This window comes from Streptomyces sp. NPDC051310, assembly GCF_044455245.1.
GTDB lineage: Bacteria > Actinomycetota > Actinomycetes > Streptomycetales > Streptomycetaceae > Streptomyces.
This window is the reverse complement of the sequence record NZ_JBITEO010000003.1, coordinates 311,791-328,084: the sequence shown is the minus strand read 5'-3', so window position 1 is coordinate 328,084 and position 16,294 is coordinate 311,791. Positions and strand designations below refer to the sequence as shown.

Sequence of the window (16,294 nt, the reverse complement as noted above, 5' to 3'; positions counted from 1 at the left end):
GCAGAACAGCCAGAGCGGCACGGCGCGTCCGGCCAGTGACTTCTGTGTGCCGAGGGGCTCGCATCCGAGGAGGGTGCGGGCCCCTCGCGCATGCCCGCGCCCGTGTCCCCGGGGCCGCCCCTCGGCCCGTCCCGCGCAGGCTCGCGTCCGTGTCGCCGGGGGTCTGTCGGCCCGTTCCGCGCATGCCCCGCGCACGCGCCGCGCGTACCCCCGGAGGCTGCCGCGCCCGGATCCGGGACCCGTGGCCCGAACCCCGAGAGGCGCTTGCACTCTCGGGGGTCGAGTGCTAATCATTGGCGTTAGCACTCTGCAGGTGAGAGTGACAACGTAGGACCGGGTCGGTGAGGTCTGCAGGCCGTGTGGGGCAAGGAACCACAAGGCTGCGGGCCGTCCGTCGCGGGCGCCAGCGCGGTCCGGCTTTTCCACCCCGTCCGGGAGGACCACTTCACATGGCCAAGATCATCGCGTTCGACGAGGAGGCACGGCGCGGCCTCGAGCGCGGCATGAACCAGCTCGCCGACGCCGTCAAGGTGACCCTGGGCCCCAAGGGTCGCAACGTCGTCCTCGAGAAGAAGTGGGGCGCCCCCACGATCACCAACGACGGTGTTTCCATCGCCAAGGAGATCGAGCTCGAGGACCCGTACGAGAAGATCGGCGCCGAGCTGGTCAAGGAAGTCGCCAAGAAGACGGACGACGTCGCCGGTGACGGTACGACCACCGCGACCGTCCTCGCCCAGGCGCTCGTCCGCGAGGGTCTGCGCAACGTCGCCGCCGGCGCCAACCCGATGGCCCTGAAGCGCGGCATCGAGAAGGCCGTCGAGGCCGTCTCCGGTGCGCTGCTCGACCAGGCGAAGGAGGTCGAGACCAAGGAGCAGATCGCCTCGACCGCCTCCATCTCCGCCGCCGACACCCAGATCGGCGAGCTCATCGCCGAGGCCATGGACAAGGTCGGCAAGGAAGGCGTCATCACCGTCGAGGAGTCCCAGACCTTCGGTCTGGAGCTGGAGCTCACCGAGGGTATGCGCTTCGACAAGGGCTACATCTCGGCGTACTTCGCGACCGACATGGAGCGTATGGAGGCCTCCCTGGAGGACCCGTACATCCTGATCGTGAACTCCAAGATCTCCTCGGTGAAGGACCTCCTCCCGCTGCTGGAGAAGGTCATGCAGTCCGGCAAGCCGCTGCTGATCATCGCCGAGGACGTCGAGGGCGAGGCCCTGTCGACCCTGGTGGTCAACAAGATCCGCGGCACCTTCAAGTCCGTCGCCGTCAAGGCCCCGGGCTTCGGCGACCGCCGCAAGGCCATGCTGAACGACATCGCCATCCTCACCGGTGGCCAGGTCATCTCCGAGGAGGTCGGCCTCAAGCTCGAGAACGCCGGCCTGGACCTCCTGGGCCGCGCCCGCAAGGTCGTCATCACCAAGGACGAGACCACGATCGTCGACGGTGCCGGTGACAGCGACCAGGTCCAGGGCCGCGTCAACCAGATCCGTGCCGAGATCGAGAACTCCGACTCGGACTACGACCGCGAGAAGCTCCAGGAGCGTCTGGCGAAGCTGGCCGGCGGCGTGGCCGTCATCAAGGCCGGCGCCGCCACCGAGGTGGAGCTCAAGGAGCGCAAGCACCGCATCGAGGACGCGGTGCGCAACGCCAAGGCCGCCGTCGAGGAGGGCATCGTCGCCGGTGGTGGCGTGGCCCTGCTCCAGGCCTCCCAGGTCTTCGAGAAGCTGGAGCTCGAGGGTGACGAGGCCACCGGCGCCAACGCCGTGCGCCTGGCCCTGGAGGCCCCGCTGAAGCAGATCGCCGCCAACGGTGGCCTCGAGGGTGGCGTCATCGTCGAGAAGGTGCGCAACCTGCCCGTGGGTCACGGCCTGAACGCCGCGACCGGCGAGTACGTCGACATGATCGCCGAGGGCATCATCGACCCCGCCAAGGTGACCCGTTCCGCTCTGCAGAACGCGGCCTCCATCGCGGCGCTGTTCCTCACCACCGAGGCCGTCATCGCCGACAAGCCGGAGAAGGCGTCCGCGCCGGCCGGCGGCGGCATGCCGGGCGGTGACATGGACTTCTGATCCCTCGCGGATCGGTAGGCCCGGTTACGGAACCGAGGGCGGCACCCCCACTCCAGGGGGTGCCGCCCTCGGGCGTTCCCGGCTGCCCGCCGGCCGGCGGGCAGCCGGTACGGTGCAGGTCCCGCGGCTCGAGTACCGGGCCTACGCTGGGGTCATGGCCGTCGATGTGCTCACCGAGATCGTGATCGACGCCCCCGCCGACGAGGTCGCCGCGTACGCCGCCGATCCGTCGAACGCGCCCGAGTGGTACGTCAACATCGTCTCCGTCGCATGGCGGACCCCCTCGGTGGTCGAGGTCGGCGCGCGGGCGGACTTCGTGGCGCGGTTCCTCGGCCGGCGGCTGGTGTACACGTACGAGATCACCGCGTACGAGCCCGGGCGGCGCCTGGCCATGCGCGCCACCGGGGGGCCGTACCCGATGGAGACCACGTACACCTGGGAGCCGTACGGCACGGACGCGTCCCGTACGCGGATGACCCTCAGGAACCGCGGCGGGGCCGGGCACCGGTTCGCCGCGCTCGCGGTGCGGCGCGCGAACCGCAAGGACCTCGCCCTGCTGAAGTCCCTGATGGAGAAGCGGCCCCGCCCCGAGGCGTGAGCCCCGGGGCGGTTCCGGCCGGATCCGGACCCTTCCGATCGGCCGTGTGTCAACTCCCGTTACCACAGATGGGGTTGTTGGGCCCCATATCCGTCCAGGCCGGCCACGAGTCGACCACTCTGTGTGCAGAGGTCGAATACTCAGCGTGGAGGTGCCAGGTCATGGGGTTGCGCTCGGAGGAACGGCTGCGGGCGGCCGAGGAAGTGGTCGCCCGGTTGCGGGGGGAGCTGCGCCGGGCGGGTGTGGCCCTGCCGTCCCTGCGGCTGGATCCGGTGACGGCCGCCAGCGAGACGGCCGGGTACCCGCTGGTGGAGCTGGGGCGCTGCAACCTCGACACCGCGCTGCGGCTCGCCGCCGTCCTGCACGAGGTGCGCCGGTGAGGGCCGGGGAGTACGTGATCGACGGACGGGACGGGCGGGTCGGCGAGGTGAGGGGGTGCTCCGTGGGTGTCGTACGGCTGCGCCCGCCCGGCGGGGGCCGGGAGTGGGAGTGTCCGGCTCAGCTGCTGAGACCGGCGTCGCCGGGCGAGGTGCTGCGGGCGCGGGTGCGCCAGCTCAACCGGCAGGTGCGGCTGGGCCCTTGGGGTTAGGGGGTATCCGCGGCGCAGCGTCGTCCGCCCGCGGGGCAGGGCGGGCGCCGGTGGGGCGGCCGGGACGTCGCGGACACGGCCTACGACCGGGCGCGGGCCGCGGCGGCCCGGGAGCGGCGGCGCAGGGTGCGGCGTTCGGCCTCGCCCAGGCCGCCCCACACTCCTGTGTCCTGGTTGTTCTCCAGGGCCCACTCCAGGCACTGCTGCCGCACGGGGCAGCGGCGGCACACCGTCTTGGCGGCCTCGGTCTGGAGCATGGCGGGCCCGCCGGTCCCGATCGGGAAGAACAGGTCGGGGTCCTCGGTCCGGCACGCCGCGGCGTTGCGCCAGTTCTGCATGGGTGATTCCTCCTTTTCGTCTCCACTTCGGGTGACCGTCACTTCTCTCCCCAAACGGACCATCACCTTTCCTCCCCATCCAGGTCGCATCGCGGCCTCAACCGGGCATCGGCTCGCGCACCCGGCTCCCGGGGCGTGCTCCTGCCCTGTCCCCGGCGCGAGTTGGGCTGTCCGGCGAGGCTGCCCGCGCGGTCACGGAGCGGGCGGTGCGGTGGCGGCCGGCTCGGTCTGGACTGCTTCGCCGAGGCCGAAGAACCAGGTGGCGAGGAAGCCGGTGACGTACCCGGTGAGCAGGCCGCCCGCGTAGACGGCGACGGTGGTGAGGGCCGGCCCGCCGTCGCCGCCGTGGAGCAGCGGGAACAGCGCCCAGCCGGACGGGCCGATCGCCGTGGAGCCGACCGGGTCGCCCAGCATGCCGAGCAGCCCGATGAACCCGCCGCCGAAGGCACCGCCGACGCAGGCGGTGACGAAGGGGCGGCCGAGGGGCAGCGAGACGCCGTAGATGAGCGGCTCGCCCACGCCGAGGAGGCCGGCGGGCATCGCGGACCTGATGGTGCGGCGCAGGTCGGTGCGGTGGCGGAGCCGTACGTACACGGCGGCCGCCGCGCCGACCTGGCCCGCGCCCGCCATGGCGAGGATGGGGAGGAGGACGGTGGAGCCCTGCTGCTCGATGAGCGTGGTGTGGATGGGGATGAGGGCCTGGTGCAGGCCGAGCATGACGAGGGGGAGGAACAGGCCGCCGAGGACGAACCCGGCGGCGGCCCCGGCGTTGCCGAGCAGCCAGTCGGCGGCGTCGCCGATGGCGGTGGAGACCGCGCCGGCGACCAGCATCAGGCCGAAGAGGGTGACCAGGCCGGGGACGAGGACCGTCAGGGTCGGCGTCACCAGCACGTCCAGCGCCTCCGGCACCCGGCGGCGGCACCACTTCTCCACGCGGGTGGCGAGCGCGGCGGCGGCGAGCGCGCCGAGGACGCCGCCCTGGCCGGGGGCGAGCTGGTGGCCGAGGACGTGCACGTTCGACACGCCCGCGTAGACGATGACCGCGGCGACCGCGCCGCCGAGGACGGGCGTGCCGCCGAACTCCTTGGCGGTGTTGTAACCGACGAAGACGGCGATCAGCGCCATGAAGCCGGAGGCGACGGCGGTGAGGGCGGGGGTCAGGCCGGGCAGCCAGCGGAGGTTGATCAGCAGTCCGCCCAGGCCCGCGATGATGCCGCAGCCGATGAGGGCGGGGATCAGCGGGACGAAGACGTTCGCGACGCGGCGCAGGAACAGCTTGCCGGGGGTGGCGTTCCGTGCCTTCTGCGCCGCTCTGACGGCCTCGCCGCGGGCCGTGACGAGGAGCGTCTCGAACTCCGGGGTGACGCGGGCGACGGTGCCGGGGCCGAGGACGATCTGGTACGTGTCCTCGTCCTGGACCACGCCCAGGACGGCGGGGTGCGCCCGGACCTCGGCGTCCCGGACGCGCGTGCGGTCGCGCAGGCCGACGCGCAGGCGGGTCATGCAGTGGGCGACGGAGGTGATGTTGTCGGCGCCGCCGAGGAGGGGGAGGAGCGCGGCGGCGGTCGTACCGGGGTCGGTCGGTGCGGTCATGGCGCGGATGGTGCCAGCGGGCGGGCGCCGTGCGGCGGCCGCACGCCGGTGGGCGGGCCGTGCCCACCCGTTCCGCCCCCCGCGGCGCCGTCCCGAATGGCGGTGCCCGTCCTGACGTCGCGTCAGCGCGAGGTGTCGAGGGCGGCGCGGAGGTGGCCGCCGCTCCGCGCCAGCAGCCGGGTGGCCGTGGGGGCGTCCACGCCGGCAAGGAGCGTGAGGATGGCGGTCTTCACCTCGCCGTCCGCGTCCTTGAGCGCCGCCTCGATCGCGCCGTCGGGCGCGCCGGTGGCCAGAGCGACGATCCGGTGCGAGCGGGCCCGCAGCTTGGCGTTGGAGGCGCGCACGTCGACCATGAGGGTCCCGTACGTCTTGCCCAGGCGGATCATCGTGATCGTCGAGATCATGTTGAGGACCAGCTTCTGCGCCGTGCCCGCCTTCAGCCGGGTGGAGCCGGTGACCAGTTCGGGGCCGACCACGACCTCGATGCCGTGGTCCGCGGCGGCGACGAGCGCGCTGCCCGGGTTGCAGGCGAGGCCGACCGTGAGCGCGCCGGCCTTCCGTGCGTGCTCGACCGCGCCGACGGCGTACGGGGTGCGGCCGGAGGCGGAGACGCCCACCACCGTGTCGTCGGGGGTCAGCTCCAGCGCCGCCAGGTCCCCGGCCGCCAGCTCCGCGGAGTCCTCGGCGCCCTCGACGGCCTCCACCAGCGCCGCGCGGCCGCCCGCGATCAGACCGACGACCTGGCCGGGGGCGGTGTTGAAGGTGGGCGGGCACTCGCTGGCGTCCAGCACGCCGAGCCGGCCCGCCGTACCGGCGCCCGCGTAGACCAGCCGTCCGCCGCGCGCCATCCGCTCGGCGACGGCGTCGATGACGGCGGCGATCCGCGGGAGCTGGCCGGTGACGGCGGCGGGGACGGACCGGTCCTCGGCGTTCATCAGGCGCACGATCTCGGCGGTGGGCAGCCGGTCGATGTCCGCCAGCTCCGGGCGGAACGCTTCGGTGGTGAGGGCGGACAGTTCGGCAGGCTTCATCGTGCAGCGCTCTTTCGGCCGGTCAGCGGGTGCGGGTGCGGGGGGAGTGGCGATGGGCGAGGGCCTCGTACGACGCGGCGAGCGCGGGTGCGGCCGTGTCGTACGTGCGCTGGGTGACCCCGGTGAACAGGCAGTCGACGACGAGGAGTTGGCTCGTACGGGATGACATGGCGGCGGGGCGCAGCTCGCTCTCGCGGGCGATGGACGTGGTCAGTATGTGGTCGGCGTACTGCGTGACCGGGCCGTCCGGGCGGCCGGTGATCGCGACGGTCGTCGCGCCCTGGTCGAAGGCGACCCGCAGCGGCTCTATGACGTCGCCGGTGGAGCCCGAATGGGTGATGGCGATGGCGACGTCGCCGGAGCGGAGCTGCACGGCGTTGGTGACGGCGAGGTGCGGGTCGCTGTGGGCGTGCGCGACGAGGCCGATGCGGAGCAGCTTCTGGGCGAGGTCCTGGGCGACGAGCCCGGAGGCGCCGACGCCGTAGATGTCGGTGCGGCGGGCGGCGGCCAGTGCGGTGACGGCGGCGCCGAGCTGGGCGGTGTCGAGGCCCGCGGCCGTGTCGGCGAGGGTCTGCTGTTCGTCGTGGGCGAGTTTGGCGACGACGTCCGCGAGGGGGTCGTCGACCGCGATGTCGGCGGTGACGGACGGGGCCCGGCCGGACTGCTGCTGCGCGGCGAGCCCGGCGAGCGCGAGGCGCAGGTCGCGGTAGCCGGGGTAGCCCAGCAGGCGCGCGGTGCGCACGACGGTGGCCTCGCTGGTGCCGGTGAGCTCGGCCAGTCCGGTGACCGTGAGGGCGGCGCAGCCGGCCGGATCGGACGCGACGGCTTCGGCGACCCGCTGCATCGAGCGGGTCATGGAGGGCGCGAGGGTACGTACCTTGGCGGCGAGGGCGGCCGGGGCGGGTGGGGTGTGTCCGGCCGGACCCGGGGTGAAACTTTCCTTCACGTCATTGGTCACACAGTGAAAGGTATTTTCAGCCGGGGAGAGCGTCAACCCCTGGTCACCACCGGGGCCATGGGGCCGCGGGAGCCGTGGGGGGACAATGGCTGCATGAACGCCGTAGACCCCCTGGAGCAGGCGCTGCACGCCGCCCGTGCGCTGGTCCTCGCCGACCTGGTCGCGCGGGACGTCGCGCAGGCCGAGGTCGTCTCGCTGGTCGAGGACGCGGTGACGCACCGCCGGTGGTGGGTCGAGCAGTGGCCGGAGGGCGTCTCGTACCTCGCCGGGCTCGTCGCCCAGGACGTGCAGGACGCGCTGCTGGAGCGGTACGGGCGCTGGCCGCTGTGCCCGGTGTGCGACGCGGGCGACCCGCACGCGCTGGACGTGGAGCCCGAGCTGGGTCCCGACCCGCACTGGGTGTGCGGCAAGGCGGGGGTCGTGGTCGCTCCCGTGGGCGGCCTCACATGACGCTCTACATCGACCCGCCGAGCTGGCCCGGCCACGGCCGGATGTGGTCGCACCTGATCAGCGACGCGTCCTTCGAGGAGCTCCACGTCTTCGCCGAGAAGCTCGGCGCCCCGCCCCGCGCCTTCGACGGCGACCACTACGACTGGCCGTCGCACCGGTACGGGGACGCGGTGGCGGCCGGGGCGGTCGAGGTGTCCTCCAAGGAGATCGTGCGCCTCCTCAAGGCGGCGGGCCTGCGTCGCCCGAAGCGCCGCGGGGCGGCGGACTGAGGGCGGCGGTCACACGCGGGTTGCTCGGGTCGCGGCCGGGGTCCCGGTCGCGGTCCTGCCGGGACCCGGTCGCGCCCGCCACCACCCGGGAGGCCGGGGACCGGCCGTGCAGGCGCAGGGCCAGGGCCGCGGTCGCCAGGGCCAGCAGGGTCATCGCCGCGCCCGCCCAGGCCGGGGACTGGAAGCCGAGGCGCAGGTCGATGACCGTGCCGCCGAGCCAGGGGCCGCCGGTGTTGCCCAGGTTGAAGGCGGCGGTCGTCGTGGCGCCCGCGAGGGTCGGGGCCGCTCCCGCGACGTTGAACATGCGGGCGTTGAGCGCCGGAGCCGTGTAGAACGCGGAGACGCCGAGCAGGAACGAGAGCGCGATCACCGCGGCCGGGCTGGACGCGAACACCGCCAGCGCGACCAGGAACAGCGTCGACGCCGCGATGCCGCTCAGCAGGACCCCGAACAGGTGCGCGTCCGCGACCCGCCCGCCGATCGTCGTACCGATCAGGGCGCCGAGGCCGAAGAGCGCCAGCACCGTCGGGACCCAGCCCGCGTCGAGGCCGGCGACGTCCGTCAGCAGCGGGGCGAGGTAGGAGAAGGCGCAGAAGACGCCGCCCGCGGCGAGCGCGGTGACGGCGACGGCCAGCCAGACGTGCCGGTCGCGGTAGATGGACAGCTCGCGCCGCAGCCGCGGCTTCTGCTCCGGCAGCGGGATGCGCGGGATGAGCGTCAGCACGCCGACCAGCGCGACCGCGGAGGCCGCGCCGACCGCCCAGAAGGCCGACCGCCACCCCAGGTGCTCGCCGAGGAAGGCGCCCGCGGGGACGCCGAGGACGTTCGCGATCGACAGCCCGCCGATCATCACGGCCATCGCGCGGGCCCGCGCCCCGAAGGGCACCATGGCGATGGCGACCGCCGCGCCCACGGCCCAGAATCCGGCGCAGGCGAGCGCGCTCACCACGCGGGACGCGAAGAGGACGCCGTACGAAGGGGCCAGCGCGCCCGCGACCTGTCCGGCGCCGAACACCGTGATCAGCGTGATGAGCGTCGTCCGGCGGGGCAGTCGCAGCGTCGCCACCGCCAGCAGCGGGGCACCGATCACCATGCCGATCGCGAACGCCGAGATCAGCAGCCCGGCGCGCGGGATCGAGACGTCCATGTCGTCGGCGATCGGCGGCAGCAGCCCCGACAGCATGAACTCGCTCGTACCGAGCGCGAAGACGGACAGGCCGAGGATGTAGACGGCCACGGGCATGCGGGTGCGTTCGGTGTGCGGCGGCATGACAGGGGTCAACGCCTGCCTGGCGGCTTACATTCCCGTCTCCAGCAGCTTCAGCTCCGTCGTGAGGTTCTGCCGGGCCCGCTCCTCCCACTCCCGGCGCCCGTGCGGTGTGCGGAACAGGCACGGCAGCCCGAGCAGATGGCGCAGCACCGCGGCCCGGCCCTCGCGGAACGCGTCGTCCGGGACGAAGGCGTACTCCTCGCGTACCGCCGCCGCGTACGCCGCGTACCGCTCCGGCGCGGCGGCCAGGACCGCGAGGTCCGCGTCGCACAGGACCTCGCCGTTGCGGTCGCCGTCGGCCGGGTCGTGCGTGACGGTCAGCCGGACGAGCCGGGCGACCTCCGCCGTACGGGCCTCGTCGAAGCCGAGCTCGGGCAGGGCGCGTTCCGCGAGGCGGGCGCTGCGGTCCTCGTTGGTGGAGCGCTCGGGGAGGTAGACCGCGTCGTGGAACCACGCGGCCAGGCGCACCAGGTCGGGATCCTCGGCGTACCGCGCGAGCTCGTCGACGCGGTCGAGGACGGCGACCAGGTGATCGGTGGTGTGGTAGCGGCGCTGCGGTTCGGCCCAGCGGGCGAGCAGGTCGTCCGCGTACCGCTCGGTGCCGGGTGCGGGCGCGGCGGCCGCCCAGCGGCGGCGCAGGTCGTCGTGGGCGGGGTGCTGCGGGGGTGCGGCCATGGCCTCATTGTGCCGCCGCGCGCCCGCTGCCCCGCCGGCAGGCTCCTCGCGCCGCCGCGCGCGGCCGGACCGTTGCCCCGGGCGGCGCCGGCCGCTTTGCTGGGGGACCATGACGGATGTACGCGACACCACGGACGGACGAGACCCCGAACTGCCCGGGCTGCTGCTGCGGACCGAGCGCGACGCCCTGATCCCCCTGCTCCGCAAGCTCCCTGACGAGGCGTTCGCGCTGCGCACGTGCTGTCCCGGCTGGACCGTGCGGCACGTCCTGGCGCACTGCTCGGCCGCGCTCACGCGGCTGGTGGAGGACCGTTTCGAGGACGGCGTCTTCAGCCCCGAGGCCAACGACCGGGACATCGCCGAGCGCGCCGACCGGGCCGACGCCGCGGTCGTCGACGAGCTGGAGCGCGGCCTGACCGAGGCCGGCCCGGTCATCGCCGCGGCCCCGGACGGGCGGTACGACGGTCTCGCGCTCGGCGAGTGGGTGCACGCGGGCGACGTACGGGACGCCCTCGGCGAGCCGGGGGCGTACGCGGGACCGGCCCTCGCCCCGGCGCTGGAGCTGCTCGCCTCGGTGACCCGGTCCCGCGGCGCGCTGCCGCTCCACGCGGACCTCGACGACCGGGACGACCCGCTGCTGCTGGGCGCGGCGACGGGCGAGCACCCGCCCGCCCGGTACCTGGGGCCCGCCGCGACGCTGGTCCGCCTGTACGCGGCCCGCCCCCTCACGGGCACGCGCTACGACCTGGCGGGCGCGAAGGAGGCGGACCTGGTGCTGTTCGGCTAGGCGGGGGCGGGCGGGGCGGGCGTTCGGCACGGGCGACGCGAGCGGGCGCTCGCTGTTCCGCGGGGCGGTGGCGTACGGGGGCGGGCCTTCCGCGCGGGCTACGGCGAGCTGGGCGCTGCTTTTAGGGGCCCGCGCATTAGGCTGGCCATTGGACTAGACCTGTAGCGAATGGAGCCCCAGTGAGCAACCGTGCAGTCCTGGAGGTGATCGCCCTCGACGCGGAGGACGCGATCGCCGCACAGGCCGGAGGAGCGGACCGCCTCGAACTGGTCACCGACATGGCGGCCGACGGGCTCACCCCGTCCCGCGAGACCTACGGGCGGATCCGCGCCGCCGTGGACATCCCGCTGCGCGTGATGCTCCGGCTGGCCGACGGGTTCGCCGCGGGTGACATCGACGCGCTCGTACGGGTGGCGCGGGAGATGCGCGCGGAGGGCGCGGACGAGTTCGTCCTGGGATTCCTGGACGAGGCCGGGCACGTGGACCTCGTCGCGGTCGAGCGGCTGGTCGCCGAACTCGACGGCTGCCGCTGGACGTTCCACCGCGCGCTGGACCGCGCCGTGGACCGGGACGCCGCGCGCAAGCAGCTCGCGGACCTGCCGGGCCTCGACACCTACCTGACGGCCGGCTCCCCGGCGGGCGTCGACGAGGGGCTCGCGACGCTGCTCGCCGAGGCCGCCGCGGCGCGGCGCGGCGAACCCGGTTACGCGCCGCGGCTGCTGGTGGGCGGCGGGCTCCGGCTCGACCACGTGCCCGCGCTGCTGGCGGGCGGTGTGGCGGGCTTCCACATCGGCGGCGCGGCGCGCCCGGCGGGCTGGTCGGCGCCGGTCTCGCCGACGGCGGTCCGCGCGTGGCGCACGGCCCTGGACGAGGGCGCCCGCTGACCCGGCCGGGGGCCGGGAGCGGCGGGTGCGGGCCCGTCCGGGGCGGCGCGCCGCGGAAGGGTGCCGTCCCCGGCGGGGGCGGTGCCCCGTGACCGTCAGGCCAGGGGAGCGGGCAGCGGCGCCGCGTGGAGGAGGGTGAGGCCCGAGACCGCCCGGGTCAGGCAGACGTAGAGGCGGCGCAGGCCGGTGCGCTCGTCGGGCTCGCCGTCGACGATCGCCGAGGGCTCGTCGAGGACCACGTAGTCGTACTCCAGGCCCTTCGCCAGCGAGGCCGGGACCAGGGTCAGGCGGGACTCGGACGTGGTCTCCTCGCCCGGGGCGAGGTACGGCAGGCCCGCCGAGGCCAGCGCCTCCGCCAGCACCTCGACGCGCGCGTCCGCCACGATCAGGCCGATCGAGCCCTCGCGCCGCAGCGACGCGCGGCACGCCGACACCACCGACGCGGTCAGACCGTCCGCCGGGCACGGCACGATCTCCAGCGAGCCGGGCGACTCACGCACCGACCGCACCTCCGCCAGGCCCGGCGCGATGTGCGGCAGCAGCCGCGAGGCGTACGCGATCACCTCGCGCGGCACGCGGAAGCCGGACGTCAGCTCCTCCACCAGCGCGTCCGGCTTGCCCAGGTGCCGCAGCGCCTCCGCCCAGCCCGCCGTCGCCCACGGCGTGGTGCCCTGCGCCAGATCGCCCAGGACCGTCGCCGAGCCGGTCGTGCAGCGGCGCCCCACCGCCCGGTACTGCATCGGCGACAGGTCCTGCGCCTCGTCCAGCACCACGTGCCCCAGCGAGTGCGTGCGCTCCACCAGGTCCGACGCCTCGTCGATCAGCACCGCGTCGGCCGCCGACCACTTCGCCGACTTCACCGATCGGGGCGGCTTCGTCCACAGCACGGCCTTCTGCTCCTCCGCGGTGAGCAGGCCCTCGGCGTGCGCGGCGAGGAAGTCCGCGTCGGACAGCAGCCGGTGCACCAGCTTCGCCGGGTCGACCGGCGGCCACACCTCCTTGACCACCGCCTTCACCGCCGCGTTGCGCGCCACCGCGTTCTGCACGCGGTCGTCGGGCGCCTCGCCCGCCTGCTCCATGCGGACCAGCACCGCGTGCGCGATCCGCTGCGGCAGCGCCTCGCGCGCCGCGCCGTACCGGATGTCCCGGTCCAGCAACTCCCGCACCATCTCCTCGAGTTCGTGGGCGGGCACCCGCCACCGCCGCGAACCGCGCACCACCATCAGCGGCTCCGTGGGCAGCGTGACGTGCGCGTACAGCGCCCGCCGCAGCACCTCGGCCATCCGGGCGTCGCCCTTCACCAGGGCCGCCGCGGCCTCGTCCGCGCCGCGCACCTCGACGTGCGCCACCAGGTCGTCCACGGTCGCCTGCCGGACCTCCAGCTCGCCCAGCGCCGGCAGCACCTGCTCGATGTAGTGGAGGAAGGAGCGGTTCGGCCCGATGACGAGCGTGCCGGTGCGCGCCAGCCGTTCCCGGTGCGCGTACAGCAGGTACGCCACGCGGTGCAGGCCCACCGCCGTCTTGCCCGTCCCCGGGCCGCCCTGGACGCACACGGTGCCGGCCAGCCCCGACCGTACGATCTCGTCCTGCTCGGGCTGGATCGTCGCGACGATGTCCCGCATCGGGCCGACGCGCGGCCGTTCGATCTCCGCCTGGAGCAGCTTCGAGGTCCGCTCCGCCTCACCGGGGTCGGACAGGTGCTCGTCCTCGTACGCCGTGAGCTCGCCGCCGGTGTAGCCGAAGCGGCGCCGCAGCGCCACGTCCTGCGGGTCCTTCCTGGACGCCCGGTAGAACGGCTGCGACACCGGCGCACGCCAGTCGATCACCATCGGGTCGCCGTCCCCGTCGTGGACGTGCCGCCGCCCGATGTAGAAGCGCTGCCCCTCCTGCGTGGTGTGCAGGTAGTCGAGCCGCCCGAAGAACAGCGGTGTGTGGGACAGGTCGGCCAGCGCCTTGATGCGCTGCTCGATCTGCGCCTCCAGGACGACGGCGTTGACCCAGTTCGCGGTGACGTCGCGGATGTCGAGCGCCTCGACGTCCTCCCTCATCGCGCGCAGGGCCGCGCGCGAGGCGGCGAGGTGGGCCCTTTCGTGAGCCAGGGGGTCTGCTGGGGCGGGCGCGGGCACGGCGGAGCCTCCGTCGGTCGTACGGGCGGGGTGGCGGGGCCGTCCGGTTTCCGACCGGGCGGCGGCGCTCCACGGACGGGAGGCGGGCAAGGCGGGGGAGTCTAGCCAGCCGCCCCACCTACGGGCCACCGGATTACGACCCGTAGGGGATGCCCCGCCCGCCGTATGCCGGGAGTCGTACGCGGACGGCGGCCCGGTTCGGTCTGCGGACCGATGTACCGCTCGCGGACGGAAACCATCATGGAGACATGACCACAGCCGCCTTCCCCCCCGACAGCTCGGGCGCCACGGCCCTGGGCCCCGACCGGCACCCCTCCCACCGCCTCGGCAACGCCCTGCGTGCGATCAAGGTGTTCGCCGAAGCGGCGTTCGGGGTCGTCGTCCTCGGCGAGTACGGCCCGGAAGCGGGCGTCAGGCGCCGCTGAGACCGGCGTCGGGCGCCGCCGAGACGGGCGTCGGGCGCCGCCGAGACGGGCGTCGGGCGCGCCGGACCCCGCGGTCCCGCGACGCGGCCGGGCCCCGCGTCAGGCGCCGCTGAGACCCACGTCCGGGTCGGCGGCCAGCAGCTCGTCCGCGTCCATGATCCGGTACGCGTACCCCTGCTCGGCCAGGAACCGCTGCCGGTGCGCCGCGAAGTCCTGGTCGATCGTGTCCCGCGCGACCACCGAGTAGAACATCGCCTTGTGCCCGTCCGCCTTGGGCCGCAGCACCCGGCCCAGCCGCTGGGCCTCCTCCTGGCGCGAACCGAACGTGCCGGACACCTGGATGGCGACCGTCGCCTCCGGCAGGTCGATCGAGAAGTTCGCGACCTTCGACACCACCAGCACACCCAGCTCGCCGTTGCGGAACGCGTCGAACAGCTTCTCGCGCTGCGCGTTCGGCGTCTCCCCCTTGATGACCGGCGCGTCCAGGTGCTCGCCCAGCTCGTCGAGCTGGTCGATGTACTGGCCGATCACCAGGGTCTGCTGGCCCCGGTGCTTCTCGACCAGCGCCTCCGTCACCTTCCGCTTCGTCGCGGTCGTCGCGCAGAAGCGGTACTTCTCCTCCGTCTCGGCCGTCGCGTACGCGAGCCGCTCCGCGTCGGTGAGGTTCACGCGGACCTCGACGCAGTCGGCGGGCGCGATGTAGCCCTGCGCCTCGATCTCCTTCCACGGCGCGTCGAACCGCTTCGGCCCGATCAGCGAGAACACGTCCGACTCGCGGCCGTCCTCGCGCACCAGGGTCGCGGTCAGCCCGAGGCGCCGCCGGGCCTGGAGGTCGGCGGTGAACTTGAACACCGGCGCCGGCAGCAGGTGGACCTCGTCGTAGAGGATCAGGCCCCAGTCGCGGGAGTCGAAGAGCTCCAGGTGCGGGTAGACGCCCTTCCGCCTGGTCGTCAGCACCTGGTAGGTGGCGATGGTGACCGGGCGGATCTCCTTCTTCGTACCGCTGTACTCGCCGATCTCGTCCTCGGTGAGCGAGGTCCGCTTCACCAGCTCGTGCTTCCACTGGCGGGCCGAGACGGTGTTCGTGACGAGGATGAGCGTGGTGGCCTTGGCCTGCGCCATGGCCCCCGCGCCGACCAGCGTCTTGCCGGCGCCGCAGGGCAGCACGACCACGCCGGAACCGCCGTGCCAGAAGCCCTCGACGGCCTGCTTCTGGTACGGGCGCAGCGCCCAGCCGTTCTCGTCCAGGTCGATGGTGTGCGCCTCGCCGTCGACGTAGCCGGCGTGGTCCTCGGCCGGCCAGCCCAGCTTCAGCAGCGTCTGCTTGATCTGCCCGCGCTCGGAGGGGTGCACGACGACCGTGTCGGGGTCGATGCGCTGCCCGACCAGCGGCTGCACCTTCTTGGAACGGAGGATCTCCTCCAGGACGGGCCGGTCGGTGGTGGTGAGCACCAGTCCGTGCGTGGGGTGCTTGGAGAGCGTGAGCCGCCCGTAGCGGGCCATCGTCTCGGCGACGTCGACGAGCAGCGCGTGCGGCACCGGGTAGCGCGAGAACTCGACGAGCGCGTCGACGACCTGCTCGGCGTCGTGCCCGGCGGCCCGGGCGTTCCACAGGCCGAGCGGCGTGACGCGGTAGGTGTGGATGTGCTCGGGAGCCCGCTCCAGCTCCGCGAACGGAGCGATGGCGCGACGGCACGCGTCGGCCTGCTCGTGGTCGACTTCGAGCAGGAGTGTCTTGTCGCTCTGGACGATCAGTGGTCCGTTCACGCCTCACCCTTTCCTGGCGTTCCTGGTGTGGCCTCGGGACGCGGCCAAACATCCAGTGTTACGCATCGGCGGGGCGAGTGGCGGAGCCGTGGCGGACCGGGGGGTGCCCGCGGGCGGGTGGCGGTGGTCACAGTGGGGGCAGCGAGATGGTCTGGATCAAGGGGCCCTCGATCTGGAGGTCGCTCAGCGGGCCGCTGATCGGCGGCAGCCCGATCGCGCTCGCGGGGGTGGCGAGGGCGGTGAAGAAGATCGTGACGGCGGTCAGGACGAGGGCGAGGCGACGGCTCATGGGTGGGTCCTTCCACGCGGCGCGGGGAGGCGGCGGGCCCGCGCCGCATGGGGCGGGACGGGCCCGGTCACCTCGTTCCGTGCGGTGCCTGAGGTGGCCGGCCGGACGCCTCGTGGCTGCCCGCGGCGCGCCGCGGGGATGCGGACCGTCCCCCGGGAGTGGGGACTTGCTCA

General features: G+C 73.9%; 18 protein-coding genes. 9 read left to right on the top strand and 9 right to left on the bottom strand.

The genetic code is table 11. The features are described from left to right. Positions 1-449 precede the first annotated feature (449 nt). The 4 genes from groL to ACIA79_RS06425 all read left to right on the top strand — a co-directional run bounded on the left by groL (position 450) and on the right by ACIA79_RS06425 (position 3,259). The gene (gene groL / locus ACIA79_RS06440; protein WP_399427012.1) at positions 450-2,072 is read left to right on the top strand and encodes a chaperonin GroEL; all 1,623 of its coding nucleotides are present in this window, start codon (positions 450-452) and stop codon (positions 2,070-2,072) included. Between the two features lie 154 nt (positions 2,073-2,226). Continuing rightward, a complete protein-coding gene (locus tag ACIA79_RS06435; RefSeq protein ID WP_399427011.1) occupies positions 2,227-2,670 on the top strand; it encodes an SRPBCC family protein in 444 nt (147 codons plus the stop codon). A 161-nt stretch (positions 2,671-2,831) separates the two neighbouring features. Continuing rightward, on the top strand, positions 2,832-3,050 hold the full coding sequence (locus ACIA79_RS06430; RefSeq protein ID WP_399427010.1) for a hypothetical protein: 219 nt from the start codon (positions 2,832-2,834) through the stop codon (positions 3,048-3,050). Then, complete coding sequence (locus tag ACIA79_RS06425; RefSeq protein WP_399427009.1) at positions 3,047-3,259, top strand: hypothetical protein; 213 nt, start codon at positions 3,047-3,049, stop codon at positions 3,257-3,259. The genes ACIA79_RS06430 and ACIA79_RS06425 overlap by 4 nt, the downstream gene beginning before the upstream one ends. 80 nt (positions 3,260-3,339) lie before the next feature. Here ACIA79_RS06425 and ACIA79_RS06420 read toward each other — a convergent pair whose 3' ends face one another. The 4 genes from ACIA79_RS06420 to ACIA79_RS06405 all read right to left on the bottom strand — a co-directional run bounded on the left by ACIA79_RS06420 (position 3,340) and on the right by ACIA79_RS06405 (position 7,179). After that, entirely contained in the window at positions 3,340-3,597 is a 258-nt protein-coding gene (locus ACIA79_RS06420) for a WhiB family transcriptional regulator (protein WP_399427008.1), read from the bottom strand. A gap of 192 nt (positions 3,598-3,789) precedes the next feature. Further along, positions 3,790-5,190 (bottom strand): PTS transporter subunit EIIC, encoded by a 1,401-nt coding sequence (locus ACIA79_RS06415; protein WP_399427007.1) that lies wholly within the window; start codon positions 5,188-5,190, stop codon positions 3,790-3,792. 122 nt (positions 5,191-5,312) lie between these two features. After that, positions 5,313-6,221, bottom strand: coding sequence for an N-acetylmuramic acid 6-phosphate etherase (gene murQ, locus ACIA79_RS06410; protein WP_399427006.1), 909 nt, complete (start codon positions 6,219-6,221; stop codon positions 5,313-5,315). Between the two features lie 22 nt (positions 6,222-6,243). After that, the gene (locus tag ACIA79_RS06405) at positions 6,244-7,179 is read right to left on the bottom strand and encodes a MurR/RpiR family transcriptional regulator (protein WP_399427005.1); all 936 of its coding nucleotides are present in this window, start codon (positions 7,177-7,179) and stop codon (positions 6,244-6,246) included. 93 nt (positions 7,180-7,272) lie between these two features. Here ACIA79_RS06405 and ACIA79_RS06400 point away from each other — a divergent pair, with 93 nt between their 5' ends. After that, positions 7,273-7,629 carry a hypothetical protein gene (locus ACIA79_RS06400; protein ID WP_399427004.1) on the top strand — a complete coding sequence of 119 codons (357 nt, stop codon included), beginning with the start codon at positions 7,273-7,275 and terminating at the stop codon, positions 7,627-7,629. After that, positions 7,626-7,898, top strand: coding sequence for a DUF4031 domain-containing protein (locus ACIA79_RS06395; RefSeq protein WP_399427003.1), 273 nt, complete (start codon positions 7,626-7,628; stop codon positions 7,896-7,898). The genes ACIA79_RS06400 and ACIA79_RS06395 overlap by 4 nt, the downstream gene beginning before the upstream one ends. On the opposite strand, the gene ACIA79_RS06390 is transcribed toward ACIA79_RS06395, so the two are convergent. Further along, on the bottom strand, positions 7,849-9,141 hold the full coding sequence (locus ACIA79_RS06390; protein WP_399427133.1) for a Cmx/CmrA family chloramphenicol efflux MFS transporter: 1,293 nt from the start codon (positions 9,139-9,141) through the stop codon (positions 7,849-7,851). The two genes, ACIA79_RS06395 and ACIA79_RS06390, sit on opposite strands and share 50 nt — an antisense overlap. Before the next feature lie 54 nt (positions 9,142-9,195). Next, entirely contained in the window at positions 9,196-9,843 is a 648-nt protein-coding gene (locus ACIA79_RS06385; protein ID WP_399427002.1) for a hypothetical protein, read from the bottom strand. 109 nt (positions 9,844-9,952) lie between these two features. On the opposite strand from ACIA79_RS06385, the gene ACIA79_RS06380 reads away from it, so the two are divergent. Beyond that, positions 9,953-10,630 carry a maleylpyruvate isomerase family mycothiol-dependent enzyme gene (locus tag ACIA79_RS06380; RefSeq protein ID WP_399427001.1) on the top strand — a complete coding sequence of 226 codons (678 nt, stop codon included), beginning with the start codon at positions 9,953-9,955 and terminating at the stop codon, positions 10,628-10,630. Positions 10,631-10,809: 179 nt separating this feature from the next. Next, positions 10,810-11,514: a copper homeostasis protein CutC gene (locus ACIA79_RS06375; RefSeq protein ID WP_399427000.1), complete on the top strand. Its 705-nt coding sequence runs from the start codon at positions 10,810-10,812 to the stop codon at positions 11,512-11,514. A gap of 95 nt (positions 11,515-11,609) precedes the next feature. On the opposite strand, the gene ACIA79_RS06370 is transcribed toward ACIA79_RS06375, so the two are convergent. Beyond that, positions 11,610-13,562, bottom strand: coding sequence for a HelD family protein (locus ACIA79_RS06370; RefSeq protein ID WP_399426999.1), 1,953 nt, complete (start codon positions 13,560-13,562; stop codon positions 11,610-11,612). Positions 13,563-13,888: 326 nt separating this feature from the next. Here ACIA79_RS06370 and ACIA79_RS06365 point away from each other — a divergent pair, with 326 nt between their 5' ends. Next, on the top strand, positions 13,889-14,065 hold the full coding sequence (locus tag ACIA79_RS06365) for a hypothetical protein (RefSeq protein ID WP_399426998.1): 177 nt from the start codon (positions 13,889-13,891) through the stop codon (positions 14,063-14,065). A gap of 99 nt (positions 14,066-14,164) precedes the next feature. On the opposite strand, the gene ACIA79_RS06360 is transcribed toward ACIA79_RS06365, so the two are convergent. Together ACIA79_RS06360 and ACIA79_RS06355 are read right to left on the bottom strand one after the other, a co-directional pair. Next, a complete protein-coding gene (locus tag ACIA79_RS06360) occupies positions 14,165-15,832 on the bottom strand; it encodes a DNA repair helicase XPB (RefSeq protein WP_399426997.1) in 1,668 nt (555 codons plus the stop codon). Between the two features lie 127 nt (positions 15,833-15,959). Next, a complete protein-coding gene (locus ACIA79_RS06355; RefSeq protein ID WP_399426996.1) occupies positions 15,960-16,121 on the bottom strand; it encodes a hypothetical protein in 162 nt (53 codons plus the stop codon). Between the last annotated feature and the right edge of the window lie 173 nt (positions 16,122-16,294).